Annotated in this window: 28 protein-coding genes, 1 tRNA gene and 1 pseudogene; 15 read left to right on the forward strand and 15 right to left on the reverse strand. The window is 58.6% G+C overall.

Features of this window, described 5'->3' with window-relative positions; translation table 11 throughout:
* Nucleotides 1-124 precede the first annotated feature (124 nt).
* A complete protein-coding gene (locus VDP61_RS03885) occupies nt 125-634 on the forward strand; it encodes a CarD family transcriptional regulator (RefSeq protein WP_323005630.1) in 510 nt (169 codons plus the stop codon).
* A gap of 410 nt (nt 635-1,044) precedes the next feature.
* On the opposite strand, the gene infC is transcribed toward VDP61_RS03885, so the two are convergent.
* On the reverse strand, nt 1,045-1,590 hold the full coding sequence (gene infC / locus VDP61_RS03890) for a translation initiation factor IF-3 (protein WP_415234263.1): 546 nt from the start codon (nt 1,588-1,590) through the stop codon (nt 1,045-1,047).
* A 208-nt stretch (nt 1,591-1,798) separates the two neighbouring features.
* Between infC and VDP61_RS03895 the strand changes: the two genes are divergently transcribed.
* Nucleotides 1,799-2,437, forward strand: coding sequence for a hypothetical protein (locus tag VDP61_RS03895; protein ID WP_323005632.1), 639 nt, complete (start codon nt 1,799-1,801; stop codon nt 2,435-2,437).
* Between the two features lie 86 nt (nt 2,438-2,523).
* Here the strand turns inward: VDP61_RS03895 and VDP61_RS03900 are convergent, their stop codons facing one another.
* The 6 genes from VDP61_RS03900 to cobA all read right to left on the reverse strand — a co-directional run bounded on the left by VDP61_RS03900 (nt 2,524) and on the right by cobA (nt 7,306).
* Nucleotides 2,524-3,366 (reverse strand): ferredoxin--NADP reductase, encoded by an 843-nt coding sequence (locus VDP61_RS03900; protein WP_323005633.1) that lies wholly within the window; start codon nt 3,364-3,366, stop codon nt 2,524-2,526.
* A gap of 67 nt (nt 3,367-3,433) precedes the next feature.
* Nucleotides 3,434-3,844: a DUF934 domain-containing protein gene (locus tag VDP61_RS03905; protein WP_323005634.1), complete on the reverse strand. Its 411-nt coding sequence runs from the start codon at nt 3,842-3,844 to the stop codon at nt 3,434-3,436.
* The gene (locus tag VDP61_RS03910) at nt 3,841-4,590 is read right to left on the reverse strand and encodes a phosphoadenylyl-sulfate reductase (RefSeq protein WP_323005635.1); all 750 of its coding nucleotides are present in this window, start codon (nt 4,588-4,590) and stop codon (nt 3,841-3,843) included. Before VDP61_RS03910 ends, VDP61_RS03905 begins: the two co-directional genes overlap by 4 nt.
* Nucleotides 4,580-6,250 (reverse strand): nitrite/sulfite reductase, encoded by a 1,671-nt coding sequence (locus VDP61_RS03915; RefSeq protein ID WP_323005636.1) that lies wholly within the window; start codon nt 6,248-6,250, stop codon nt 4,580-4,582. Before VDP61_RS03915 ends, VDP61_RS03910 begins: the two co-directional genes overlap by 11 nt.
* On the reverse strand, nt 6,243-6,548 hold the full coding sequence (locus VDP61_RS03920) for a DUF2849 domain-containing protein (protein ID WP_323005637.1): 306 nt from the start codon (nt 6,546-6,548) through the stop codon (nt 6,243-6,245). The genes VDP61_RS03915 and VDP61_RS03920 overlap by 8 nt, the downstream gene beginning before the upstream one ends.
* On the reverse strand, nt 6,545-7,306 hold the full coding sequence (gene cobA / locus VDP61_RS03925) for a uroporphyrinogen-III C-methyltransferase (RefSeq protein ID WP_323005638.1): 762 nt from the start codon (nt 7,304-7,306) through the stop codon (nt 6,545-6,547). The genes VDP61_RS03920 and cobA overlap by 4 nt, the downstream gene beginning before the upstream one ends.
* Nucleotides 7,307-7,444: 138 nt before the next feature.
* Between cobA and VDP61_RS03930 the strand changes: the two genes are divergently transcribed.
* Nucleotides 7,445-7,906, forward strand: coding sequence for an Lrp/AsnC family transcriptional regulator (locus VDP61_RS03930; RefSeq protein ID WP_323005639.1), 462 nt, complete (start codon nt 7,445-7,447; stop codon nt 7,904-7,906).
* An 84-nt stretch (nt 7,907-7,990) separates the two neighbouring features.
* Here the strand turns inward: VDP61_RS03930 and VDP61_RS03935 are convergent, their stop codons facing one another.
* From VDP61_RS03935 to VDP61_RS03950, 4 genes are all read right to left on the reverse strand, one after another.
* Nucleotides 7,991-9,163 (reverse strand): cytochrome P450, encoded by a 1,173-nt coding sequence (locus VDP61_RS03935; protein ID WP_323005678.1) that lies wholly within the window; start codon nt 9,161-9,163, stop codon nt 7,991-7,993.
* A 5-nt stretch (nt 9,164-9,168) separates the two neighbouring features.
* On the reverse strand, nt 9,169-9,918 hold the full coding sequence (gene tpiA / locus VDP61_RS03940) for a triose-phosphate isomerase (protein ID WP_323005640.1): 750 nt from the start codon (nt 9,916-9,918) through the stop codon (nt 9,169-9,171).
* Nucleotides 9,919-10,048: 130 nt separating this feature from the next.
* Entirely contained in the window at nt 10,049-10,399 is a 351-nt protein-coding gene (locus tag VDP61_RS03945) for an iron-sulfur cluster assembly accessory protein (RefSeq protein ID WP_323005641.1), read from the reverse strand.
* Between the two features lie 73 nt (nt 10,400-10,472).
* A complete protein-coding gene (locus tag VDP61_RS03950) occupies nt 10,473-10,835 on the reverse strand; it encodes a DUF59 domain-containing protein (protein WP_323005642.1) in 363 nt (120 codons plus the stop codon).
* A gap of 46 nt (nt 10,836-10,881) precedes the next feature.
* Here VDP61_RS03950 and VDP61_RS03955 point away from each other — a divergent pair, with 46 nt between their 5' ends.
* A complete protein-coding gene (locus tag VDP61_RS03955) occupies nt 10,882-11,076 on the forward strand; it encodes a hypothetical protein (protein WP_323005643.1) in 195 nt (64 codons plus the stop codon).
* A 79-nt stretch (nt 11,077-11,155) separates the two neighbouring features.
* On the opposite strand, the gene ssb is transcribed toward VDP61_RS03955, so the two are convergent.
* Nucleotides 11,156-11,674 carry a single-stranded DNA-binding protein gene (gene ssb / locus VDP61_RS03960; protein WP_323005644.1) on the reverse strand — a complete coding sequence of 173 codons (519 nt, stop codon included), beginning with the start codon at nt 11,672-11,674 and terminating at the stop codon, nt 11,156-11,158.
* 317 nt (nt 11,675-11,991) lie between these two features.
* Here ssb and VDP61_RS03965 point away from each other — a divergent pair, with 317 nt between their 5' ends.
* Nucleotides 11,992-12,546, forward strand: a complete 555-nt coding sequence (locus VDP61_RS03965; RefSeq protein WP_416236486.1) for a lytic transglycosylase domain-containing protein — start codon at nt 11,992-11,994, stop codon at nt 12,544-12,546.
* Nucleotides 12,547-12,765: 219 nt separating this feature from the next.
* Here the strand turns inward: VDP61_RS03965 and serS are convergent, their stop codons facing one another.
* The gene (serS, locus tag VDP61_RS03970; RefSeq protein ID WP_323005646.1) at nt 12,766-14,058 is read right to left on the reverse strand and encodes a serine--tRNA ligase; all 1,293 of its coding nucleotides are present in this window, start codon (nt 14,056-14,058) and stop codon (nt 12,766-12,768) included.
* Between the two features lie 314 nt (nt 14,059-14,372).
* Between serS and yajC the strand changes: the two genes are divergently transcribed.
* From yajC to VDP61_RS04005, 7 genes and pseudogenes are all read left to right on the forward strand, one after another.
* Nucleotides 14,373-14,696: a preprotein translocase subunit YajC gene (yajC, locus tag VDP61_RS03975; protein WP_323005647.1), complete on the forward strand. Its 324-nt coding sequence runs from the start codon at nt 14,373-14,375 to the stop codon at nt 14,694-14,696.
* Between the two features lie 19 nt (nt 14,697-14,715).
* Nucleotides 14,716-16,383: pseudogene (secD, locus tag VDP61_RS03980) on the forward strand (protein translocase subunit SecD).
* Between the two features lie 12 nt (nt 16,384-16,395).
* Nucleotides 16,396-17,373, forward strand: a complete 978-nt coding sequence (secF, locus tag VDP61_RS03985; RefSeq protein WP_323005648.1) for a protein translocase subunit SecF — start codon at nt 16,396-16,398, stop codon at nt 17,371-17,373.
* A gap of 36 nt (nt 17,374-17,409) precedes the next feature.
* Nucleotides 17,410-17,766 (forward strand): Mth938-like domain-containing protein, encoded by a 357-nt coding sequence (locus VDP61_RS03990; protein WP_323005649.1) that lies wholly within the window; start codon nt 17,410-17,412, stop codon nt 17,764-17,766.
* A 208-nt stretch (nt 17,767-17,974) separates the two neighbouring features.
* On the forward strand, nt 17,975-20,383 hold the full coding sequence (lon, locus tag VDP61_RS03995) for an endopeptidase La (RefSeq protein ID WP_323005650.1): 2,409 nt from the start codon (nt 17,975-17,977) through the stop codon (nt 20,381-20,383).
* A 154-nt stretch (nt 20,384-20,537) separates the two neighbouring features.
* A complete protein-coding gene (locus tag VDP61_RS04000; RefSeq protein WP_323005651.1) occupies nt 20,538-21,029 on the forward strand; it encodes an HU family DNA-binding protein in 492 nt (163 codons plus the stop codon).
* Between the two features lie 13 nt (nt 21,030-21,042).
* Nucleotides 21,043-21,117, forward strand: a tRNA-Val gene (locus VDP61_RS04005).
* A gap of 78 nt (nt 21,118-21,195) precedes the next feature.
* Here VDP61_RS04005 and VDP61_RS04010 read toward each other — a convergent pair.
* The gene (locus VDP61_RS04010) at nt 21,196-21,594 is read right to left on the reverse strand and encodes a hypothetical protein (protein WP_323005652.1); all 399 of its coding nucleotides are present in this window, start codon (nt 21,592-21,594) and stop codon (nt 21,196-21,198) included.
* A 172-nt stretch (nt 21,595-21,766) separates the two neighbouring features.
* Between VDP61_RS04010 and purM the strand changes: the two genes are divergently transcribed.
* Together purM and purN are read left to right on the forward strand one after the other, a co-directional pair.
* Nucleotides 21,767-22,810, forward strand: a complete 1,044-nt coding sequence (gene purM, locus VDP61_RS04015; protein ID WP_323005653.1) for a phosphoribosylformylglycinamidine cyclo-ligase — start codon at nt 21,767-21,769, stop codon at nt 22,808-22,810.
* Nucleotides 22,807-23,394, forward strand: a complete 588-nt coding sequence (gene purN / locus VDP61_RS04020) for a phosphoribosylglycinamide formyltransferase (RefSeq protein ID WP_323005654.1) — start codon at nt 22,807-22,809, stop codon at nt 23,392-23,394. The genes purM and purN overlap by 4 nt, the downstream gene beginning before the upstream one ends.
* A gap of 40 nt (nt 23,395-23,434) precedes the next feature.
* On the opposite strand, the gene VDP61_RS04025 is transcribed toward purN, so the two are convergent.
* Nucleotides 23,435-24,127 (reverse strand): GntR family transcriptional regulator, encoded by a 693-nt coding sequence (locus VDP61_RS04025; RefSeq protein WP_323005655.1) that lies wholly within the window; start codon nt 24,125-24,127, stop codon nt 23,435-23,437.
* A gap of 259 nt (nt 24,128-24,386) precedes the next feature.
* On the opposite strand from VDP61_RS04025, the gene VDP61_RS04030 reads away from it, so the two are divergent.
* Nucleotides 24,387-25,442 carry an Ldh family oxidoreductase gene (locus VDP61_RS04030; protein ID WP_323005656.1) on the forward strand — a complete coding sequence of 352 codons (1,056 nt, stop codon included), beginning with the start codon at nt 24,387-24,389 and terminating at the stop codon, nt 25,440-25,442.
* Nucleotides 25,443-25,542: the final 100 nt, after the last annotated feature.

Consider the following 25,542-nt stretch of genomic DNA (forward strand, 5'->3'; position numbering starts at 1 on the left):
TGCTTGCATATGGGGGATATTTCTGGATAATTTTTACCATCGTCGGGGTCATTATGACCGCGTGCGGTGTTTTTTGTCCGAACGGGTGCCTGTCCGAGCTGAGCAATAGTAAGGAAATGATCCTATGACAAAGACCAAAAAGCCTGAGTTTCGCCCTGATGAGTTTGTTGTGTACCCCGCCCATGGGGTTGGCCGTATCATATCCATTGAAGAACAGGAAATTGCAGGTCTGCATATGGAGCTTTTCGTCATCTCCTTTGAAAAGGACAAGATGACGTTGCGCGTTCCGACCCATAAGGCCACCGAAATCGGCATGCGGTCGCTGTCATCGCCGGATTTGATTACCAAGGCGCTTGATACGCTCAAGGGCAAAGCCCGCGTCAAGCGTGCGATGTGGTCGCGCCGCGCGCAGGAATACGAACAAAAGATCAACTCGGGTGATCTACTGTCGATTGCCGAAGTGGTGCGTGACCTGCACCGCACCGATGACCAGCGCGAGCAGTCCTATTCCGAGCGCCAGCTCTATGAGGCCGCGTTGGAGCGGTTGACCCGTGAAGTCGCGGCAGTATCGGGCGTTGATGAAAAAGGCGCACAAAAGACTGTTGATGACGTGTTGATGTCACGCGCCGCCTGAGTAGTGATTGCTGCGGTTTGCGGTCAACCAATCTTGGGGTGGCTGCTGATCATCACATTGCAAGAACTCTCTCGTTTTGATTTCGCGCCTGATCTGTTGCAGCAGATCAGGCGCGAAGTGCTTTCTGCCCCTGAACGCTGAGGCGTTTCGTCTTGAACATCACTCACAGATTGCTGTCTGACATCAAAGTTTTCAACGTGTTATGCGAAGGGCTGTGTTTGAGGTCTTTCCTGAAGCGCTGTAGGCGAAGAAGATTTGTGCAAGAGTTATTGCCTTGTCCGGCGCAAACATAATGTGAAATAAAAAGAAAAAAGCAGCCAATTTAATGGCTGCTCTTGTGGTCGTAGGCTTTTATCGCGGGGGGGTGGTACACAGGCCGACCCCGTTTGCAACCTTGCATGACGGGGCGATTACTTTGGCCCGATCATCATCACCATCTGGCGGCCTTCCAGCTTGGGAAAGCTTTCCAGCTTGCCGGCCTCTTCCGCGATCACTTCATCTGCGACACGGTTCAGCAATTCCAGACCAAGCTGCTGGTGCGCCATTTCGCGACCCCGAAAGCGCAGGGTCACTTTAACCTTGTCGCCTTCGCTCAGGAATTTCAGCACCGAGCGCATCTTGACATCATAGTCATGCTTGTCCGTGCCGGGACGAAACTTGATTTCCTTGATTTCAATGATGTGCTGCTTTTTGCGGGCCTCAGCCTCGCGCTTTTGCTGCTCATACTTGAATTTGCCGAAGTCCATGATCTTGCAGACCGGCGGTTCCGCATTGGGCGAGATTTCAACCAAGTCAAGCCCGGCCTCCTCGGCCATGGCCATCGCGCGGGCTGGCGTAACAACGCCAACGTTTTCCCCGTCTGCGCCAATCAGGCGAATCTCGGGGCTGCGAATGCGGTCGTTCACGCGGGGGCCCGTATCGCGTTGCGGCGGGGCGTTGTGGGGTCTGCGGGCTATGGTTTGCTTCCTTCTTTCATTGATAACGGTGCAGGGGCATTGCCCCCACGCGGCATAAAATAGACCTCTGGGCCGCGTAGTTCAACACCTTTCGGTCGAAACATGCCCGATGGGGTGCGGCAATACGGCAAAGTCTTTTCAATTCCGTGGGTTTCTGTCATGTAGGCGCAATAACCGCCAGTGCTTACTGGCATTGGGAGAATGTGAAATGAACAAGAGCGTACTTCTGGGCGCAGCCCTGATCGTTGTGGCCGGGATTGGCTATTACAAGTTCAGCTATGAACCAGCACAGCAAGCGGCGCAACAAGCCGCGCAGGAAGCCAAGGCAAAAGCCGAAGATGCCGCGAAAGCCGCAGAGGAGGCCGCCAAGGCTGCTGAAGAGGCTGCGCTGAAGGCTGCCGAAGAAGCCGCCGCCAAAGCCGCCGAGGAGCTGAAAGCAGCCGAAGAGGCTGCGGCCAAAGCTGCAGAAGAAAAAGCGGCAGCCGCTGCGGCGGAAGCAAAAGCTGCGGCTGAGGCCGCTGAGAAAGCCGTCGCCGAGGCCGCGGCCAAAGCCCAGGAAGAGGCAAAAGCGGCCGCTGAGGAAGCTGCAAAAGCTGCTGCAGATGCTGCTGCCAAGGCCGAAGCTGAGGCAAAGGCCGCCGCTGACGCTGCCGCCGGCACGGTTGACCCGGCCAAGCTGTTCGATGCCACGAATTTTGATGCCGCCAAGGTGGGGGCGATGATTGACGCTTCGTCCATGGATGCCGGCACAAAGGCCAACCTGAAATCGCTGGTGGATGGCGCGGCAGGCAACCCGCTGCTGTTGCAAGGTGTGCTGGATCAAGTGAAAGCCGCTTTGGGGCTTTGATCTTTGGATAAACAAGAAAGCCGCGCAAGATGTTGCGCGGCTTTCTTGACATGCGGGCCCTGGGCTTTTGATTGTTGGGCTTTTGATTAAATGCCTTCGCCGACAAAGGCTTTTTCGACCACATATTCCAGCGGCTCGGAATTTGCGCCTTCGCGCAGGCCAAAGCCCTCTAGCACCGCCTTTACATCAATGTTGAACGCCAGCGAGCCGCATACCATCGCGCGGTCTTCGGCAGGGTTCATCGGCGGCAGATTCAGGTCTTCAAATACTTTTCCAGATGTCAGATTATCGGTGATCCGCCCCATCTGCGCTGTTTGCTGGCGGGTGGTTGTCGGGTAATACAGCAGCTTGCCTTCGACCATTTCCCCGATCAGCTCGTCATTTTGCAGATCTTCGACCAGTTGGCGGCCATATTCCAGCTCATCCGCCTCCCGGCAGGTGTGCATCATGATGACCTGATCGTATTTCTCATAGGTTTCGGGGTCGCGCATCAGGCTGGCAAAGGGGGCAATGCCGGTGCCGGTGGCCAAAAACCACACCCGTTTGCCCGGCAGCAAGGCATCATGCACCAAGGTTCCAACGGGTTTCGGGCGCAAGATTATCTCATCGCCTTCCTTGATATGCTGCAGCTTGCTGGTCAGCGGGCCATCGGGCACTTTGATCGAGTAGAACTCCAACTCCTCATCCCAATTGGGCGAGGCGATGGAATAGGCGCGTAGCAAGGGTTTGCCGTTATCGCCCATCAAGCCGATCATCACGAATTCGCCCGAACGAAACCGCAAGGATTGCGGGCGCGTGACGCGGAAAGAAAACAGCCGGTCGGTCCAGTGCTTTACGGATGTCACGACCTGCGCATCAGGCAGGTGTGGCTTGGCGGGCTTTGGGGCGGTTTTTGCAATTGCGTCGGTCACGGTAAGGCTTTCGGTCATTAACATACTCCCCGGCTTTAAACCGGTATGCAGTGTCTAGCTTTGATCTATGTCAGGGGGCAAGCCGTCAACCGGCCCGCAACCGCGACTGATGGTCATGGGTTTGCCAATCGGCGCGGGCCAGCCAGTGCGCGACGGGTTGGCGGATTGCCAGATCATCGCTGATTTCCACCTCATCAAAACCCACGCGCCGCGCCATTGTATATTGATCGGCCAGCACATGGCCGCGCGCCCGCAACCGGCCCTTGAACCCCATCATCCGCAACCGCCGGGCCAGCGTAAAGCCGCGCCCATCGGCAAAGCTGGGGAAGTCGATGCGGATCAGGCGCAGGTCGGTCAGATAGGGGGCCAATGCTGCCGGATCGTCGCTGTTGGCAAGGTCTATTGCGCCTTCATGAAAGGGCAATTGCGCCAGAGAGGTGAAGGCGGGGATCGGGGGCTCAAGGTGAAACCCGGTGTCGGTGACGATAACAGTCATCTTGTTTCCTTTGCTGATATTCGGACCATTCTGCCGTTGACAACATGAATCCCACATTCGGTTTTTTCCGTTCCACGCCAACGGCCTGCGCGTGGGTCTTCGCCCGGTTTCACCGCGCTGGTGCAGGGGGCGCAGCCAATGCTGGGATAGCCCTTGGCCACAAGCGGATGGCGCGGCAAACGGTTGTTGATGATATAATCTTGCAGATCATCGCGGGTCCAATGGGCCAGCGGGTTTATCTTCAACCGCGCGCCACGGTCGGCCTCAAAAAACTCCACCTCGGCGCGGGTGCCGGATTGATAGCGCTTGCGGCCTGTGATCCAGGCATCGAACCCCGACAGCGCGCGTTCCAGCACCTCGGTCTTGCGTAATGCGCAGCAGGCATCGGTGTTGAATTGGTGCAATGTGCCGTCGGGGTCTTCCATCGCTACCTGTGCGGGATCAGGGCTGAGGCGGCGGATGTCGGTGAGGTAGAGCTTTTCAGCGAGCGTTTTCTGATAGGCTATTGTTTCAGCAAACAGCATTTGCGTGTCGATGAACAAAACCGGCGTATGCGGCGAAATGACCGAAAGCAGATGCAGCAGAACCACTGATTCGGCCCCAAAGCTGGATACCAGCGCCACCCGCCCCACCTCGCGGTCGCGCAAGGCATGTTCTAGCACCGCTGTTGCGCCATGGTGGCGGTAGCGGGCGTTCAGACCTGCAATGCGAACCGCGGTGGAGGATGCCTGACCATCAAGCGGCATCGCGCTTTGCCTCATCCGGGTAGAGTGCGGTCTTGAACGGGGCAAGGCCAAGCCGACGATAGGCCTGCAGGAAGGTCTCAGCCGGGCTGCGGCGTTGCGCAAGATAGGCCGCGATGATGCGCTCTATTGCCGGGACGATTTCGTCATAGGCAAAGCCGGGGCCTGCGCGTTCGCCGATCACAGCCGTTTCCGTGCCATCGCCCCCAAGGGTGATCTGGTAGTTTTCCACCCCGGCGCGGTCGAGGCCCAAAATCCCGATATGGCCGACATGGTGATGCCCGCAGGCATTGATGCAGCCCGAGATCTTGATTTTCAGCGGGCCGATTTCATGCTCCTGTTTCAACTCGTCAAAGCGGGTCGCGATTTTCTGCGCCACGGGGATCGAGCGGGCAGTGGCCAAGGCGCAATAATCCATGCCGGGGCAGGCGATGATATCCGAGATCAGCCCGACATTGGCCGTCTCCAGCCCCGACCCGCGCAGGGCGGCATGCAAGCTGGGCAGGTCGGACAGATGCACATGCGGCAGGATGACGTTTTGTTCATGGCTGATGCGAATTTCGGAATGGCCGAAGCGTTCGGACAGATCGGCGATCAGGCTCATTTGGGCCGAGGTTGCATCGCCGGGGGTGGCGCCGTGCTTTTTCAGACTGATGGTGACGATGCGGTAATCGGGGTTTTTATGGGCCGCCAGATTGGTATCGGCCCAGGACCGGAACACCGGGTCGGCCTTGTAAAAGGCGGTGTAGGCCGCTGTGTCGGCCTTGCGCAGGACGGGCGTGGTAAAGGCGGCCTCGATCTGGGTCAGCAGGGCTTGGTCATTGCCGCCAAACTGCGGGCGCAGCTCGGCAAAGCGTTCTTCGATCAGGCGGGAAAGCTCTGCCTTTCCAGTCTCATGCAGGGTGATCTTGATACGGGCCTTGAACTTGTTGTCACGCCGGCCCAGCATGTTGTAGACTGACAGAACCGCCTCGACATAGGGCAGCAGGTCGGCCTTTGGCAGAAAGTCGCGCACCGTGGTGCCGACCAGCGGCGTGCGGCCAAGACCACCGCCCACGATCACCTCAAACCCCGGCTCGCCTGCCGCGTTGCGCACCATGCGCAAGCCGATATCATGCGCGCGGGTCACCGCACGGTCATTGGGCGCGCCTGTGATGGCGATCTTGAACTTGCGCGGCAGGAATTGAAATTCCGGGTGGTCGGTCGACCATTGGCGCAGCAATTCCGCGACCGGGCGGGGGTCTTCGATCTCATCGGCGGCGGCCCCGGCGAAATGATCGGCGGTGACATTGCGCACGGTGTTGCCGCTGGTTTGGATCGCATGCATGCCGACATCGGCCAGATCGGAGAGGATTTTCGGAATATCGGTCAGCGATGGCCAGTTGAACTGGATATTCTGGCGTGTGGTGAAATGGCCGTAGCCTTTGTCATAGCTATCGGCAATCTGCGCCAGCGCCCGCATTTTCTGCGGGTTGAGCGAACCATAAGGAATAGCGACACGCAGCATATAGGCATGTAGCTGCAGATACACCCCATTCATCAGCCGCAGGGGCCGAAATTCATCCTCGGTCAGCGCGCCCGAAATCCGGCGTTCCACCTGGCCCGCGAATTGTGCGGTGCGGTTGCGCACGAAGGCCTCATCAAAAGCGGTGTAATTATACATGCGATTGCCCCGCTTGCTTGCCATGTGGGTAATTGGAAGGGCCGCGCGTGCGAAAGGCTTCGCGGAAATGAACAGGCTCGGGGCCATTGGCGCCTTGGCGCGCCTCGGCCAGATAAGCCCCGACAACGGTTTTAAGGCGTTGCGCATCAAGCAGGCGCAATTGACCGTGGGCCTCATCCTCGATCAATTCGGCCTGGGAATGGTGGCGCGACCATTGGTCATCAGCGGTCAGATAAATCACATCCCCGGCCAAAAGATCGTTGGCGGTGATGACTTTGGGGGTAAAAACGCGGCTCATGCGTGGGCCTCTTGCAATTGGGGAAGGGAATGGATGGCGGCGCGGGGGGCGAGGCCGATCAGCAAAACGGTGGGGCCAGTGGCGCAGGCCACGGCGGCGGGCAGGTCAGCCAAGGTGGTGCCGATGATCTGCTGATCCGGGCGCGAGACATTGGCGACCACTGAAACCGGTGTCGCGGCGGGCGCGCCATGCATCAGCAACCGGCCTTGAATGAAGCGGGCCGACTTCTTGCCCATATAGACCGCAGTAACCTCGCCGGTGCGGGCGATACCGGCCCAATCATGGTCGGCAAAGCCAGCGATGTCATGGCCGGTGACAATCCGCAGCGCGGTGTTGCGGCCCCGGCGGGTCAGCGATTGGCCAATTTCTGCAGCGGCGACGGTGGCCGAGGTCAGTCCGGGCAGAATGGTAAAGCCAAGGCCAGCGGCTTGCAGCGCGTCCATCTCCTCATCCAGACGCCCGAAAACACCGCAATCGCCCCCCTTGAGGCGTATAACCCGCTTGCCGGTCAGCGCCTGCGCGACCAAGGTGGCATCAATCACCTGCTGACTGGTTGAGGGGGCAAACCCCTGCTTGCCAACATCAATCCGCAGGGCATTTGCCGGGATAAGTGCAAGAATTTCGGGCCCGACAAGGCGATCATGGATAACCACCTCGGCGGTTTGCAGCGCCTGAAAACCCGCCAGGGTCAGATGCGCAGCCGCACCGGGGCCAGCACCAACGAAGGTCACGTTTTGGGGCAGGGGCAGGTCTGGCATGGTATATCCTTGCAGTTGTTGCCCTGAATATAGAACAATATTCTATAAAATAGCCATATGCCCGTGTTGATAAGGAATTATGTCTTGATGAATTGATATTTGCGGATAGATTGTTCCGGCATTGGAGGGAGATAAGGAATGGCAGCCCGATTGGATGAGATGGATCGGAAAATCCTTGCGGAGATGCAAGACGATGCAGCCCAAAGTCTGGATGAAATCGCCCGCAAAGTGGGGTCTTCGAAAACCCCGGTGTGGAATCGGATCAAGCGGATGAAGCAAGACGGGGTGATCCTGCGCCAGACGGTTTTGCTGGATGCCGAGGCGCTGGGGCTGGAGGCATGTTTCTTCGTGCTGATCCGCACGTCAGAGCATGAGGCCGATTGGCAAGCCAAATTCCTGCGCGCCCTGCAAGAACGCCCCGAAGTGTTGGAAGCGCATCGGCTGGCCGGCGATATCGACTATATCTTGAAGGTGCGGGTCAAGAATGCGCGGGCCTATGACATCTTTTATCAGGCGCTGATTTCCGAAGTCCGGATTTTCAACGTGACCGCCTTGCTGTCGATGGAAGAGATCAAATCCACCACGGTCTTGCCGGTGTGAAGCCGGGCAGGGGGCTGCTTGCCCCCCCCCTATTTGCCTGACGGCAAATAATTCAGCCCCCCAAAGGTGCTTATGCCAAGTGGGTCAGGCCGTCACCATGAGCCGTTCAAGCCCATGGAAATGATAGAGATCTGCATATCGCGGCACCTCAGCCAAGCGCAGATTCGGCAGCCGTTCAAACAAGATCGGCAGGGCGACCTGCAATTCCAACCGTGCCAAGGGGGCGCCAACGCAAAAATGCAACCCCGCACCAAAGCTGAGGTTTGCTTTGACCGGGCGGTGCGGGTTGAACCGGGCCGGGGCCTCAAATGCCGCTGGATCGTGGTTGGCGGCTGCCAAAAGCAGGGCCAGTTCAGAGCCTTTGGGAATGAGATGGCCCATCACCTCTACATCAGCGTAAGCGTAGCGGGTGAACATATGCAGCGGCGGGTCAAAGCGGATCAGCTCTTCCACCACGGCCTCAATCGGGGCGGTGGTGATGGGGGTTGCGGTTTCCAGCAAGGTTTTCACCCCGTTGCCGATGCTGTGTACTGTCGCCTCATGTCCGGCGTTCAACAGCAAGATGCAGGTGGTGATCAGCTCATCCGTTGACAGCTTTTCCCCTGCCTCCTCAGCGGCAATCAGATGGGTGATCAGATCATCGGCAGGGTGGGCCCGGCGGGCGTCAATATAGCTGCGCATGAAGGCGGTAAAATCACGGCTGGCCTCGGCGGCGGCATCCTCATCAGCGCGGCTGCGCCCGGCGATATACATTTTCACCATGGCATTGGACCAGCGCAGGAGATCCTCGCCCATCTCCTCGGGAACGCCCAAAAGCCGGGCGATGATGGTCACGGGCAAGCGTTGGGCAAAAGCCCGCAGCAGGTCGAAATCGCCCGCAGGCAAGGCGTCAACCAGTTCATGCGCCAACTGGGCAATTTCGGGCGCAAGTGCGGTGATGCGGCGCGAGGTAAAGGCCCGCATCACCAAGCCCCGCAGCCTGGTGTGGCGCGGTGGCTCCAACTCCAGCATCGAATGTGCCTCGACAGCGTAAAACGGGGCGGTATGCGGGGCAATTTCGGGCTGTTGATCAGCCGGGATTTCGCGGCCAAAACGCCGATCACGCAAGATGGCATTTACGGCAGCGTAAGAGGTGGCGCAGGTTTTGCCGTACTCCTGCCAATGGAAAAACGGCCCGGCAGCGCGCGCACGATCATAAAAAGAGTAAGGGTTTTGCACGAATGCGGGGTCGTTGGGCGATTGTGACAGGCTTTGCAAGGGCATCACGATACAGCCAAAGCCAAGACGATAGGCCCAAAATCAGCCGCCTTCAGGCTGGCACCGCCGACAAGCGCACCGTTTACATGCGGCACCGCAAAAATCGCCGCCGCGTTTGAGGCTTTTACCGATCCGCCATAAAGCAGGCGCAGGCCGTTCGCCGCCTCACCATAGCGTTTGGTCAAAGTCGCGCGGATAAATCCATGGACCTCGCCAACCTCTTGCAGCGTCGGCGTGCGCCCGGTACCTATGGCCCAAACCGGTTCATAGGCAATCACCAACCCATCCGGCGCGGTGGTCAGGCTGGTCGGCAACGAGCCTTCAAGCTGGCGACCAATCACGGCTAGGGTATCGCCCGCATTGCGCTGTGCCTCGGTTTCGCCAATGCAAACGATCACCGTCAGCCCGGCAGCCTGCGCGGCTATCGTCTTGGCCCGCACGGATATATCGCTTTCGCCATGATCGGCGCGGCGCTCGGAATGGCCAAGGATCACATGGGTCGCGCCTGCATCCTTCAGCATCTGTGCCGAAACATCGCCCGTATGCGCGCCCGAGGTCTTGGCGTGGCAATCCTGGCCACCGACCATCAGCGACGAACCTGCCGCACGCTCTGCCATGCGCGACAGCAGCGTTGCAGGCGGGCAGAGCAACATCTCGCAGCCCGGTGCCGGATGGGCTGCAATCAGTGCAGTCACCTCGTCCAGATCCTCAACAGACCCGTTCATCTTCCAGTTTCCAGCAGCCAGCTTACGCATCTTCATCCCTCCAAAATTACTGCCTACAGGGCTAAGGGATTTTTCGGGCTTTGGGAATGGGGCAAACCCCGCATTTCATCCTGGCTGGAATAGCTGTGCCGAAGGTTGAATTTTTACCGAAAAACCCAAATCAGGCGTTCTTGAACTTGATCGACTCGCCGCAGCCACAGGCTTCGGAAACATTTGGGTTGCGAAACTTGAACCCGGCCTCCAGCAGCGAGGTTTCATAGTCAATCTCTGTTCCGAACAGAAACATCTGTGCCATTGGCGCGATCATCACCAGCGCCCCGTCCTGTTCAACGGTTTCATCCATCGGGTTTACCGCCGAGACGTAATCCATGGTGTATTCCATGCCGGCGCAGCCCCCCTTTTTCACGCCGATGCGCAGGCCTGCCGCGCCCTGTTTCTCCATCAACCGCAAGATTTGCCTTGTAGCGGAAGGGGTTAGCGTAACAGCGGCTTTTCCGGGAATACCGAACATTGGGGGCGTCCTTTTTATCACTATCTGCAATATAGGATTTATGGCTGCCCCTCTCAAGGGCAGCAATCCCGCATTACATAAAGCCGAGTTCCAGCCGCGCCTCGTCTGACATCATCTCCATGCCCCAGGGCGGTTCAAACGTCATGCCCACATTCACCGATTTCACACCGGCAAGTGGCTCTACCGCATCGGCGACCCAACCGGGCATCTCGCCCGCAACGGGGCAGCCGGGTGCTGTCAGCGACATCAAAATCTCGACGTCGTTTTCAGCAGAAATTTCAATGGTATAGATCAGGCCAAGATCGTGGATATTGACCGGAATTTCCGGGTCAAATACCGTACGGCATGCCTCTACCACCTGCTCATATAGCGGGTGATCTGTGGTGGATGGCTTGATCAAAGGGGTTCCTTCAATCCGGTCCTGCGGCTGGTTCATCTTGGCCTCACGCGTTATTCTGACTGAATATATAGGGAATTATTGCGTGGACGTCCAGTGGTGGCGACGCCAAAACTCTTGGCTGGGCAAAAGGGGGCCGGAACTGGCTGTACCCGACCTGCGCAGACAGGTGGTGCGGGCCAGTGCAGCGGCCTGGCCGGGAAAATGGTGCCACCGCGAATTGGGCGGTGACACCGATAAACCTGAAAACGAAGCGTTATGGCGTTACGGCTTTGGCTAGAAACAAGGTCTGTCACATAACGCGTTGAAACCTTTGATTTCAGGCCGCGACATGCATGTCAGGTCCAAGGCGAAGCGCTTTAGAATGGAATCTCATCATCCATATCTGATCTGCCACCGCCCGATAGGCCCCCGGATGCGCCACGACCGCCTGAGCCGCGCGATGAGTCGCCACCCTCATACCTGTCGCGATCATCGTAGCCGCCATCGGCCCCACCAGAAGGCCCGCCAGAAGGCCCACCGTCATTGCGACCACCAAGCATGGTCATTGTGCTGCGGAAGGGGCGCAAAACCACCTCGGTAGAATAGCGATCAGCCCCGCTTTGGTCTTGCCATTTCCGGGTTTCAATCTGGCCTTCAAGATAGACGGTAGAGCCTTTTCTAAGATATTGCTCCGCCACTTTCGCGATATTTTCATCGAAAATCGCGACCGAGTGCCATTCCGTCCGTTCCTTGCGTTCCCCCGTGGATTTGTCGCGCCAGTTTTCCGAGGTCGCAACGCGCAAGTTCACGACTTTGCCGCCATTGGCAAAGTTGCGCACTTCGGGGTCGCGGCCCAGATTTCCGATGATGATGACCTTGTTTACTGATCCAGCCATTTGGCCCCCCGCTAATGACACACCGGTTTCGAGTGTCTGATTCCATTGCCCGCAGCGGCAGTTTCGCCGGAACAGGATATCAAAGTCTATACCGCTGCCGGCCCTTCGCCGCAACACGATCACCGGGCCTGACAAATGCAGAACCGGCGCAGATCAACCATGCGGGGCTGTTTGATCTGCGCGCCCGCTGGCGGATTGGCAGCGAAGGGCTGGCCTTTCTGCGCATATTCTGTAATGTTCAGGCCTGATAGCGGGGATAAATTTGGGGCTGGCCGATGCTTCGGGCGATTTTTGTGATGTGTTTTGCGTCTCTGTTCATGGTCGGGCCGGTGATGGCTGAGGCGTTGGTCTTGGCAGGCAAATCAAGTTCCCGCAACGCGGTGTTCAAGTCGCAGACGCGGCTGCTGGATACCCGGCTTTCAAAGCAGTATTCTGCCTCGGTGCGGTTGCAGCCAAACCCTGTTGCCGTCGCCAAAGATGCGGCTATTCCGCGGTTTCGGGGCAATTACAAGGGCGAGTATCTGGCTGTAGCCAAAGCGGCTGCACGCAAACATTCCGTTCCCGAAGATTTGTTCTTGCGTCTGGTACAGCAGGAATCCGGGTGGAACCCATCGGCACTGTCGCATGCAGGGGCCACCGGGCTGGCGCAGTTGATGCCCGGAACCGCGCGCAAACTGGGCGTAGACATCAACAACCCGCATCAGAACCTTGAGGGCGGCGCGCGCTATTTGCGGATGATGTACAACCGATTCGGCAGTTGGCGTTTGGCCTTGGCGGCCTATAACGCGGGACCGGCGGCGGTTGAAAAACATGCAGGCATCCCACCCTATACCGAAACCCGGAACTATGTTTTGGTCATCCTGGGCGGCTAAGGCGGTTTACCGCCGACCTGAAATGTCGATCTGAAATGCCGACCTGAACCGCCGATCTGAACCATTGGGACAAAAACAGCGGCAAGTGCAGCTTGTTTTGTCTGTGGCCCATTTCCGCGGCCCGTCGAAGAACGCCAAGGGCAAAGCCTTTGCACCCTGCTTGAAAGCCCGCCCCAAGGCGTTTGCGCGCAACCAGAATGTCAGCGCGCAAACCGTGGTTCAGACCAATTCACCCGCCGCCGTGACCCTGGTTTTTCCCCGCAGATAGGGATGCAGCACCGCAGGCAGATCTATAGAGCCATCGGCCTGCTGCCCGTTTTCCAGCACCGCAATCAGGCAGCGACCGACGGCAAGGCCAGAGCCGTTAAGCGTATGCACAAACTCGGGCTTGCCGCCACCTGCGGGCTTGAAGCGCGCATTCATCCGGCGTGCCTGAAAATCGCCGCAGACCGAAACCGAGCTGATTTCACGATAGGTATCTTGTCCGGGCAGCCAAACCTCCAGATCATGGGTCTTGGTGGCGCCAAATCCCATATCGCCAGTGCACAGCACCACCACACGGTAGGGCAGGTTCAGCTTTTGCAAGATCGCCTCGGCGCAGCCGGTCATGCGGTCATGTTCGGCAAGCGAGGCCTCCGGGGTGGTGATGCTGACCATCTCGACCTTTTCGAACTGGTGCTGGCGCAGCATACCCGAGGTATCACGCCCCGCCGACCCGGCCTCGGAGCGAAAGCACTGGGTGTGGGCGGTCATGCGGATCGGTAGCTGGGCTTCGTCCAGTGTCTCGCCTGCGACGGTATTTGTCAGGGTGACTTCCGAGGTCGGTATCAACCACCAGCCGTTGGTGGTTTGATAGCTGTCTTCGGCAAATTTCGGCAGGTTGCCGGTGCCGAACATCGCCTCATCTTTCACCAGAACCGGGGTCCAGACCTCGGACAACCCGTGGTCCTCGGTATGCGTATCCAGCATGAACTGCGCCAGCGCGCGGTGGATGCGGATCATCGCGCCGCGCAGCACAACGAAACGGCTGCCAGAAAGTTTGGCTGCGGTGGCGAAATCCAGGCCGGGCAGCGCGGCGGGAATTTGGAAATGCTCCAGCGGCTTGAAATCAAGGGCGCGTGGGGTGCCCCAACGGCGAATCTCGACATTGTCGGCCTCATCCCGGCCCTCGGGTGCCTGCGCAAGCGGCAGGTTCGGGATGCTGACCAAAAGGTCGCGCAGACGGGCATCCTCGGCGGCGGCTTCTTCATTCAATGTGGCGATTTCGGCTTTTTTCTCGGCCACCAGCGCGCGGAGTTGTTCGAACTCGGCCTCATTCCCCGCAGCTTTGGCAGCGCCAACCTGCTTGGAGGCCGCATTCTGGGCGGCTGTCGCGGTTTCAGCGGCTAGAATTTTGCTACGGCGCGCGGCGTCGATATCAAGGATTTCGGGCGAGAGGGGGGGCAGGCCGCGCCGGGCAAGGGCGGCATCAAAAGCCTCGGGGTTCTCTCGGATCGCTTTGATATCGTGCATTTTGGGCCTCATTCTTTGAATGGGGCAGATATGCCTTATTATAGCAAGAAGGGGAACGGGAAAAATCGGGCGGCAGTCGGGGCGCGGATGAAACTGTGGTTGACGTCTTGCGCAGCTTTGATCTGCGCGGGGCGGTGTGGGGGTTTTTGGGCGTTGTGGGCTACACATTCCGCCGCCGGGGCCTTATATGGCCGAGGCAGGCACGTTTTCGCTGCCTTGCGGACAGGACGCGCCGGATATAGGGTGCGCGGCGACAAATCTGGGGCCCAAGCCCTGACAAAGGGGTAATACCCCACCGACCGAGAGGATTTTTGATGTTTGCTACACCTGCTTTTGCGCAGACTGCCGGGGGTGCCATGGGCACCGTGACTTCGCTGGCGCCGCTGATCCTGATCTTTGCGATCATGTATTTTCTGTTGATCCGCCCACAGCAAAAAAAGCTGAAAGAGCATAAGGCGATGGTCGAGGCGCTGCGGCGTGGTGATCAAGTGCTGACACAGGGCGGAATCATCGGCAAGGTTCTGAAGGTTGCCGATGATGGCGTCATCGAGGTAGAGATTGCCGAGGGCGTCAAGGTCAAGGTGCTGAAGCACACCATCGCGCAGGTCATGTCCAAGACCGAGCCGGCAGCGGCCTAAGTTCAGAAAGCCATATCCCATGTTGCAGATCCCGCTGTGGAAGCGCGTGATAATTCTGGGGCTTTGTGCCTTCGGGATTATCCTTGCGGTGCCGAACCTGTTTTATTCCAAGGTTGAGACGCATAATGACGCCGTAGCTGCGGTGGAATTGGCGCAAGGTGTGGCCACGCCAGAGCAGGCGGCGGCGATTGCAGCATGGCCGTCATGGATGCCCTCGGGGCTGGTGAACCTTGGGCTTGATCTGCGCGGCGGCGCGCATTTGCTGGCCGAAGTGCAGGTCGCCGATGTCTATGCCGCGCGGATTGACGGGATGTGGCCACAGGTGCGCAAGGCCCTGGGCGATGTGCGTGATACGGTTGGCACCGTGCGCCAGCAGCCATCGGTTCCAGGTGTTTTGCGCGTGGCCATCTCCAAGCCCGATGGCATGCAGGCGGCGCTGACGGCGGTAAAGGCCCTGGCGACGCCGGTGGTGTCGCTGACCGGCGTGGGGCAAAGTGACATTGAGGTGACGGCTGAGGGTGATCAGATCATCGTGCAGCTATCGGAAGCGGAGCGGGCGGCAATGGATACCCGCACGCTTCAGCAATCGCTGGAAATCATTCGTCGCCGGGTCGATGCCGCAGGCACGCGCGAGCCGACGATTTAGCGGCAGGGCGAAGACCGGATCTTGATTCAGGTGCCGGGAATCGGATCGGCGTCTGAGTTGAAACAATTGATCGGGACCACGGCAAAGCTGACGTTCCACCCGGTTGTCGGGCGCACTACGGATGCGGGGGCCAACCCCGGTGCGCGCAACCTGTTGCTGCCCTCGGCAGATGAGGTCGGGCAGTATTATATTGTTGAACAGACCCCGGTTGTGACCGGCGAAGACCTGACCGATGCGCAGCCCGCCTTTGATCAGAACAACCGCCCCGCCGTTAGCTTTCGCTTCAACCCGGCGGGGGCGCGGCTGTTTGGCGATTATACCGCCAATAACATCGGCAGCCCCTTTGCGATTGTGCTGGACAGCGAGGTGATTTCGGCACCGGTGATTCAAAGCCATATCGCGGGCGGGTCCGGCATCATTACCGGTAGTTTTGATGTCGAGGAAAGCACCAAGCTGGCGGTGCTGCTGCGCGCAGGCGCGCTGCCCGCCGAGATGACCTTTCTGGAAGAACGCACGGTTGGCCCGGAACTCGGGCAAGACAGTATTGATGCAGGCAAGATCGCGGCGGTGATCGCGGTGGTCGTTGTCGGCGTTTACATGCTTGCCTCTTACGGGCTGTTCGGCATGTTTGCCAACGCTGCGCTGGCGATCAATATCGCGCTTATTTTTGCGATTCTGACGGCGATTGGCGGCACGCTTACCTTGCCGGGGATTGCCGGGATCGTGCTGACCATCGGGATGGCGGTGGATGCCAACGTGCTGGTGTTCGAACGCATTCGCGAAGAGTTGAAAACCGCGAAAGGCCCGGCGCGGGCGATTGACATCGGCTATGAAAAGGCAATGTCGGCGATTGTGGACGCCAACGTGACTACCTTGATTACAGCCGCCGCCTTGTTTTTCTTTGGGGCCGGGCCGGTGCGTGGCTTTGCCGTGGTTCTGGGCGTCGGGATCATCACTTCGGTGTTCAGTGCGATTTTCGTGACGCGGCTGTTGATTGCGGTCTGGTTCGGCTGGCGCCGTCCCAAGACCATCGAATTGTAAGGAGAGCCGAGAATGGCATGGCGTCTGAAGCTCGTTCCTGAAAAGACCAATATCAACTTTTTCCGCTGGCAGTGGCTTACTTTTGGCGGTTCCATGGTGATGATTGTCGCGGCCCTGTTGGCAACCGCCTTTATGGGGCTGAATTTTGGCATCGACTTTCAGGGCGGCACAACGCTGCGCACCGAAAGCACGACGCCGGTAGATGTGGGCGCATATCGTCAGGCCCTGACCGCGCTGGATGTGGGGGATGTGTCGATCACCGAGGTGTTTGACCCGTCCTTCCGCGCCAATCAGCATGTCGCCCAGATTCGTATCGGCGCGCAAGATGGCTATGAAGCGGTGACCCCGGAAACGCTGGACCGGGTGAAGGTTGCCCTGGTTGCTATTGATGCGGCGTTGAAGGTGGTGTCGGTGGAATTGGTCGGGCCAAAGGTTTCGTCTGAATTGATCTGGACCTCGGTCATGGCGGTTCTGGCAACCAGTGTCGGGGTTTTGATTTACATCTGGCTGCGGTTTGAATGGCAGTTTGCACTGGGCGGGGTTTTGGCGCTGGTGCATGATGTGATCATTACCGTTGGCCTGTTTGCGGTGTTTCAATGGAAGTTTGATCTGACCATCGTCGCGGCTTTGCTGACGATCTTGGGGTATTCGATCAACGATACCGTTGTGGTGTTTGACCGTTTACGCGAAAATCTTGTGAAATTCAAAACCATGCCGCTGCGTGAGGTGATGAACCTTTCGGTGAACGAGACGCTGAGCCGGACGGTCATGACCTCGGGCACGACGTTGATGGCACTGGGGGCGATGCTGATCTGGGGCGGCGATGTTATCCGGGGGTTCAGCCTTGCGATTTTTCTTGGTGTGATTGTCGGCACCTATTCTTCTGTCTATGTTGCCAAAAACGTGGTGCTGTTTATCGGGTTGGACCGTTCGGACAAACCCAAGGGCGGCAAGGGAACACCCTCGGAATATGCCAATATCGAGGCGTAAGCGGAATATGACAGTATTGATGCGTAAGGATGCGGGATGCGCCTGACCGAAGTTACCTATGATAATGCCCAGCCCATCGACAGCTATGGGCCGGGGTTTTTTCGGGTGGCGGGGCGCGTACTGCAGGGCGCGGTTCTGGTGACGCCCTGGGATGCAGGGCCTTGGGGCGGGCTGGAGGATACGGCAGCCCCCTTGGCCCTGATTGGCAAAATTGACGTTCTGTTCGTCGGTATGGGCGCCGAGATTGCCCATGTGCCGCTTGCTTTCCGGCAAGAGCTGGAGGCAGCCGGCATCGGGGTCGAGGTCATGAACTCACCCGCGGCGGCACGCACCTATAATGTGCTTTTGTCCGAAGGGCGCCGGATTGCGGCGGCGTTGTTGCCGGTTGCGTGACGTAGAGTCAGGCTTGGGCGCGGTTTTCTGTTAAATTCCACGCAAACTGCCCTTGATGTGCGGACAGGACGGGCGCATCATTGTGTCAAATTCGGCTGGGCTGGTTGACAGACCTGTCATGCAACACCAGATATGGTGACATAAGAGGGGAAAGCCGCATGTTGCCGAAATGCCGGGACAAGGTTTTCCTGCCAGAGAAGGAAATAAAATGAGCGACGTAAAATCCCCCAGCTATCCCGTGTTGCCGTTGCGCGATATTGTGGTGTTTCCGCATATGATCGTGCCGCTGTTTGTCGGGCGTGAAAAATCGGTTCGCGCGTTGGAAGAGGTGATGGCCGAAGATCGCCAGATATTGCTATCCAGCCAGATGGACCCAACGGTCGATGACCCCACAAGCGACGGTATTTATCGCGCCGGGGTTTTGGCCAATGTTTTGCAACTGTTGAAACTGCCCGACGGCACCGTCAAGGTGCTGGTGGAAGGTAAAAGCCGGGTGCAGATTACCGAATTCATCGAAAACGATCGGTATTTTGAAGCCGAGGCCATCAGCCTGGAGGAGTTGCCGGGTGACACGGCTACCGTGGGCGCGCTGGTGCGGGCCGTGGCCGATGAATTTGAGCGCTATGCCAAGATCAAGAAAAACATCCCCGAAGAGGCACTGGTTTCTGTTGCTGAAACGCGCGAACCTTCGCGTCTGGCCGATCTGGCCGCCGGGCATCTGGGGATTGAGGTTGCCGAAAAGCAGATCTTGTTGGAAACGCTGGATATCGGCAAGCGGCTGGAAAAAGTATACGGCCATATGCAAGGCGAAATGTCGGTCTTGCAGGTTGAGAAAAAAATCAAGACCCGTGTGAAAAGCCAGATGGAGCGCACCCAGCGCGAGTATTATTTGAATGAGCAGATGAAGGCCATTCAGAAAGAGCTGGGTGACGGCGAGGACGGCCAGAACGAGATTGCCGAGCTTGAGGCCCGGATCGCCAAGACCGCCCTGTCAAAAGAGGCGCGGGAGAAGGCGGATGCCGAGGTCAAAAAGCTGAAAAGCATGAGCCCGATGAGCGCCGAGGCAACAGTTGTGCGCAACTATCTTGACTGGCTGCTGGGCGTGCCGTGGGGGGTGAAATCCCGCGTCAAGAAAGATCTGGCCAAGGCGCAAGCGGTGCTGGATGCCGATCACTATGGGCTGGAAAAGGTCAAGGAGCGGATTGTAGAATATCTGGCGGTTCAGGCGCGGTCGGCCAAGCTGAAAGGCCCGATCCTGTGCCTTGTTGGCCCTCCGGGTGTCGGGAAAACATCGTTGGGCCGGTCGGTTGCGAAAGCGACCGGGCGTGAGTTTATTCGCATCAGCCTTGGCGGGGTGCGTGACGAGTCCGAAATTCGCGGCCACCGCCGGACCTATATCGGCTCTATGCCCGGCAAGATCATCCAGGCACTGAAAAAGGCGAAAACGACGAACCCGCTGATCTTGTTGGATGAAATCGACAAAATGGGGCAGGATTTCCGGGGCGACCCGGCCAGCGCCATGCTGGAGGTGTTGGACCCCGAACAGAACGCCACTTTCACCGATCACTATCTTGAGGTCGAATATGACCTGTCGAATGTGATGTTCCTGACCACGGCGAACAGCTATAACATGCCGTCGCCGCTGCTTGACCGGATGGAAATTATTCCGCTGTCGGGCTATACGGAAGATGAAAAGCGCGAGATTGCAAAGCAGCACCTGATCCCCAAGCAGGTGAAAAACCACGCCTTGAAAAAGGGTGAATTCGCTATCGCGGATGATGCGCTGCTGGAGGTGATCCGCACCTATACGCGCGAAGCGGGCGTTCGCAACCTTGAGCGAGAGCTGGCAAAGCTGGCGCGCAAGGCCGTGACCGAGATCGTCAAGGGCAAGACCAAAGTGGTGAAAGTGACGATTGAGGGGCTGGAAGGCTTCCTTGGGGTTAAACGCTATCGCTATGGGCTGGCCGAGGCAGAAGACCAGATTGGCGTGGTTACCGGGCTTGCCTGGACCTCTGTTGGTGGCGAATTGCTGTCGATCGAGGCGCTGCGCCTGCCGGGCAAAGGCCGGATGAAGACGACCGGCAAGCTGGGCGATGTGATGAAGGAGTCGATTGATGCGGCGTCTTCCTATGTCCGCTCTATCAGCCCCGAGATCGGGGTCAAACCGCCGAAGTTTGAAACGATTGATATCCATGTTCATGTGCCGGATGGCGCAACGCCCAAGGACGGACCTAGTGCCGGTTTGGCGATGGTCACCTCGATTGTTTCCGTTCTGACACAGATACCCGTGCGCAAGGATATTGCGATGACAGGTGAGGTGTCGTTGCGCGGCAATGCGATGCCGATCGGCGGCCTGAAGGAAAAGCTGCTGGCAGCGCTGCGGGGGGGGATCAAAACCGTGCTGATCCCGCAGGAAAACGAAAAGGATCTGTCCGAGATCCCCGAGAATGTCAAACAAGGCCTGACGATTATCCCGGTAACCCATGTGCGCGAAGTGCTGAAATTGGCGCTCGTGCGGCAGCCTGAGCCGGTGGAATGGGATGAGGCGGCGGAAGAAGCCGCGGCGGCGGCCCGCCAAGCCAAAGTGGATAGCGGCATTCAACACACCGCACATTAAGCGCGTGGTAGGCAACATCGAAAGGCGCGCTTGCAAGAGCGCGCCTTTTTTGCATTTTGTCCGGGCGATATCCGAGAGTTTGTCATTCCCAAAGCCCGCAAAGCGGGTTAGTTTGACCTTGTACAGGGACCAAAACAAAAAGGCGGTTGCCATCATGGCCACAATCAAAAGTGACAGCGAAAAAGCAAAATCAGCAGAGAAAACCAGCAGCACGAAACCGGCTGTGCGGGGGCGAACCCCAGCGCCATACATCAAGCCCGCCGATGTCTTGGTGCCGAAAATGTCGGTTGTTGCCGGAACGCTGAACACCAGTGATACACCAAGCGCGACCGCTTCGCTTGCCGATAATGACCAACCCCAGATGGTAAAAAAGCAAGAGTTGGTAGAGCGGATCGTCAAAGCCTCGGGCGCCAAGAAGAAAGACGTGAAACTGATTGTCGAGGCGGCTTTGGGGGTTCTGGGCGATGCGCTTTCGGCGGGCGAAGAGCTGAACCTGCCGCCCTTGGGCAAGATGAAGGTGAACCGCCAACGCGATGAGGGTAACGCCGAAATCCTGATCTTGAAGTTGCGGCGCGGTGGCGGCAAAGGCGGTGGCGCAGCTGCGGCATCGAAAGAGACCCTTGCGCAGGATAGGGAAGACGATTAAACGGCGCAGCGGCGGGTGATTAGCTCAGTGGTAGAGCGCTTCGTTCACATCGAAGATGTCAGGGGTTCAAATCCCTTATCACCCACCATGACCAGATTATTCCCCTTGCCTTTGCACCGATTTTTCAAAATCCTTGCTGTTTCGCGGGCATTTTGCCTTTGACGAGTCACCATTCGCCAATAGAAATCCTGATTGCCCAAAGCGATTTGGTTTTAAGCTTCACGGTGTTGTAAATCATCTTGTAGATAATCGGTTTTTTCAGCATTTTCTTGATATCGTCCTTATCCTTGTATTTCAGAAGATTTTTACCAGCCCCCTTCAGAAAGGCCTTTATCACGGCCGCCGGGCCAGACGGCACTTTGACACTGGACCGAAACAGAGCCTCGATAAAGCCAACTGCAAAGCTTGCATCCAGCATTTCGACCATGATCGTTTGTGCCATGCCTTGGTCTTCTTTGGTCATGTCACTGGTCTTTAGCCCAGACTTGCCATGCAACCATTCAAAGATTTTCAATGCATCGGCTTGGCTGATCTTGATATTCGTCGCGGGTTTAAGCATTCCCATTTATCTCTCCATCAAATCAATTTTATAGGTCATCCGAAAAACATATGTGCAGACGGTGGGTTGGGCAATTCCGAAAATGGTTCTTTCGTTTTGTTGTGCTGGCGCGCGCAATCGTCTATCTGGGGCAGGAATCTTTGGGGCCAGTTGCGCCCCCTAAACGCCGGGGGCGGATATGACGGGCAAAAACGGATTGACCTATGCCGATGCGGGCGTGGATATTGACGCAGGGAATGCGCTGGTCGAGCGGATCAAACCGGCAGCCAAACGCACGGCGCGGCCCGGCACCATGTCGGGGTTGGGCGGTTTTGGGGCCTTGTTTGATCTGAAGGCCGCAGGCTATAGCGACCCGATCCTGGTAGCGGCAACGGACGGTGTCGGCACCAAGCTGCGCATCGCGATTGATACCGGCAACGTGGATACAATCGGCGTTGATCTGGTGGCGATGTGTGTGAATGATCTTGTGTGCCAAGGTGCCGAGCCGTTGTTCTTTCTGGATTATTTCGCAACTGGCAAGCTGGATCTTGATCAGGCCACGCGAATCATAGAGGGGATTGCGGCGGGCTGCGAGGCCTCGGGCTGTGCCTTGATCGGGGGCGAGACGGCAGAAATGCCGGGGATGTACCACAAGAATGATTTTGACCTTGCGGGATTCGCTGTTGGTGCGATGGAACGCGGGACGGCCTTGCCCGACGGGGTTGGGGCGGGGGATGTGCTGCTTGGGCTTGCCTCGAACGGGGTGCATTCCAACGGTTATTCCTTTGTGCGCAAGGTGGTCGAGGTTTCTGGCCTTGGATGGGATGCGGATTGCCCGTTCAGCGCGGGCAAGCTGGGCGAGGCTTTGCTGGCGCCAACGCGGCTTTATGTAAAGCAGGCCTTGGCTGCGGTGCGGGCAGGGGGCGTACATGCGTTGGCACATATCACCGGGGGTGGTTTGACCGAGAACCCGCCGCGCGTGATCCCTGAAGGGCTGGCCTGCGAAATTGACCTGTCTGCGTGGAAGTTGCCCCCTGTCTTTCGCTGGCTGGCCGAGACGGCGGGGATGGCGGAGCCTGAGTTGTTGAAGACTTTCAACTGCGGCATCGGAATGATGCTGGTGGTTCGCGCCGATCGGGCCGAGGCCGTGACCGCATTGCTGAGAAATGCGGGCGAAACCGTGGTGGCAATGGGCCATGTGGTGCCTGGTAACGGCGTGATCTACAAGGGCCGCCTGCTGTGAAGCGCGTTGCCATCCTGATTTCCGGGGGTGGCTCCAACATGCTGGCTTTGTGCCGGGATATGGTCGGCGATCACCCCTGTCGTCCGGTGCTTGTAGCGTCCAACGACCCGCAGGCGGGCGGGTTGCTGCGGGCTGCCGAGTTGGGGATTGCCACGGCGGCGGTGGACCATCGGCCCTTTGGTCGCGACCGTGCGGCGTTCGAGGCGGCGTTATTAAAGCCGATTTTGGCCGCAAAGCCCGATATCTTGTGCCTTGCAGGGTTCATGCGGGTTTTGACGCCGGCTTTTGTGGCAAAATTTGAAGGCCGGATGTTGAACATTCATCCCAGCCTTTTGCCCAAATACCCCGGATTGCACACCCATGCCCGCGCGCTTGACGCAGGCGATGCAGAGGCCGGATGTTCGGTGCATGAAGTCACCGCCGTGCTGGATAATGGCCCGCTATTGGGGCGTGCGGTTGTGCCCGTCTTGCCGGGCGATACCGAGGCGGATTTGGCCGCGCGGGTATTGGTGCAAGAGCATCGCTTATATCCGGCCGTGTTACGACGGTTTGCTCTGGGCGAACGCGGCTTGCTGGTGCTGTGACACGGCCCGGCATAGAACCGACGCAAACAGCGACAGGCGGTCAGGTTTCGGTGAAATAATCGGGATGGGCGGCTTGGATGCCGGGCAGGTCGGCCTCGATCAACCGAAGATGGGCGCGCAGGTGCGTTTCGGCAGCGTCGGGGTCTTGGGCGGCCATGGCGTCAACCATGGCTTTGTGCTGCGCGATCAGGGCGGAAATCGGAAAATCTTGCAGTTGTAAAAACCGCACCCGGTCCATTTGGGATTTCAGGCGTTGCAGATGATCCCAGGCACCGGCCTTGCCCGCGATTTGCGCGATGGCGCGGTGAAATGCTTCGTCCAACGCCATGAAACCCGCCGAATCCTTGGCCGCCGCCTGCGCCGCAAGCAGATCACGCAAGCCATCAAGCGCGGGGGGGGCCGCATTTTTGCAAGCAAGGCGGATCAGATCTGCCTCAACCGCTTCGCGCACGAAACGGGCGTTCAGCACTTCGGCCGCGGTGATTTTTGAGACAAAGGTGCCGCGCTGCGGTCGAATATCCAGCAGGCCTTCGCCGGCCAACCGCAAGAATGCCTCGCGCACGGGTTGGCGCGAGGTGCCGATGATATTGGCGATTTCTTGTTCCGAGACTTTGGTGCCGGGGGGCAGGGTGCCGGTAAGGATCGCGCTGCGCAGGGCATCGGCCGCCTGTGGCTGCGCGTTGCGGGACGGCTGCAAGGAAAAATGAAGGGCGGCGGGTAGCGGCAGGGGCATGGCTGGCGTCCTTGAGCAAGACTTTGCCCTTTTTGCAGGAAACCTGCTGCGAGGGAAGCGGTTGCTTTGTCAAAAGCGTTTTGAGTATATGCGGATGGAACATCAAATGCAAAACGCAGGTTTGCCCGGTGGGCCTTGGTCCTGGTTCGCAGGCGCGCTTGCTCAGCCCGTCTCGGGCTGTTTGGGGGCAAAGCGTTTTTGGTGTGCGGCAGGGGGCGGCGGTCTGTTCGGCGCGGCTTTGGGTAGAAAAAGGGTGGGTATGCAAGACCGGGTGCAGGCAGAGGTGGGCGCGTTGGCGCGCTTTTGTGAGGCAGCTTTTTTGGCTGTGGGGGCGGATGCCGCCACAGCGCGTGATGCAACCCGCGCCATAATGCACGGGTCTTTGCACGGCGTTGACAGCCATGGCGTAAGGCTGCTGCCGTATTATCTGCGGCTATTGGCGGGCGGTGAGGTGGCCAAGGCCCCTGTGCTGCGGTTTCGTCAGATCAAGCCGGGGTCAGGCCTGCTGGATGCAGGCCATGCGCAAGGCGCGCGCGCTACCTATCACGCCGTGGACCTGGCAGTTGACATGGCGGTGGCGCAGGGGATTGCGGCCGTGGGGATTCAAAACACAAGCCATTTCGGGCCTGCGGGGGCCTATGCGCTTGCGGCGGCAGAGCGCGGGTTCGTGGCACTGGTGGTCTGCAATTCGGACAGTTTTGTGCGCCTGCATGACGGGGCGCAGCGCTTTCACGGCACCAACCCGATTGCGGTGGCGGTGCCGACTGGTCAGGCCAACCCTTGGTTGCTGGATATGGCGACCTCTGCCGTGCCGTTCAATCGGGTCGAATTGTATCAGTCGCTTGGCATGGATTTGCCGCCAGATGTGGCCTCGGACGCAATGGGGGCCGAAGTATTGGACCCGGCAAAGGTTGAGATGCTGGCCCCTGTCGGGGGGGCATTCGGCTTTAAGGGGGCGGCGCTGGGGGGCGTTGCCGAGATTCTTTCGGCGGCGATGACTGGCATGCGGTTAAGCCCCGAGATCGCCTTTATGGGGGGGGCAGATACGACGACCCCGCGCGAACTCGGCGCTTTTGTGATCGTGATGGATCCGGATGGCTTTATCGGCGGGCCGTTGCTGCGGGCTGCAATGCAGCGCTATCTGGCGGCGTTACGCGGATCAGAGGCGCGGCAAGGATGCCGCGTTCTGGCACCGGGCGACCGCGAATGGGAAGAGGCCGCCCGGCGGCGCGCATCGGGCGTTCCATTGGACCCGGTGACAGTTGCAGAGTTCAAGGATTTGGGCGATGCCCATGGGGTGGCGTTGCCTTGGTAGGCTGCGCAAGGCCGGTGGGGCCAGTTTTACTTGACGGTAAAAGGGCGTATGGCAGCGCTTGCACAGGGCGCCGTTTCGGCATTTGCTTGCAGCCGCTTCT

It is taken from the genome of Pseudorhodobacter sp., from assembly GCF_034675685.1.
Taxonomy (GTDB): domain Bacteria; phylum Pseudomonadota; class Alphaproteobacteria; order Rhodobacterales; family Rhodobacteraceae; genus Pseudorhodobacter.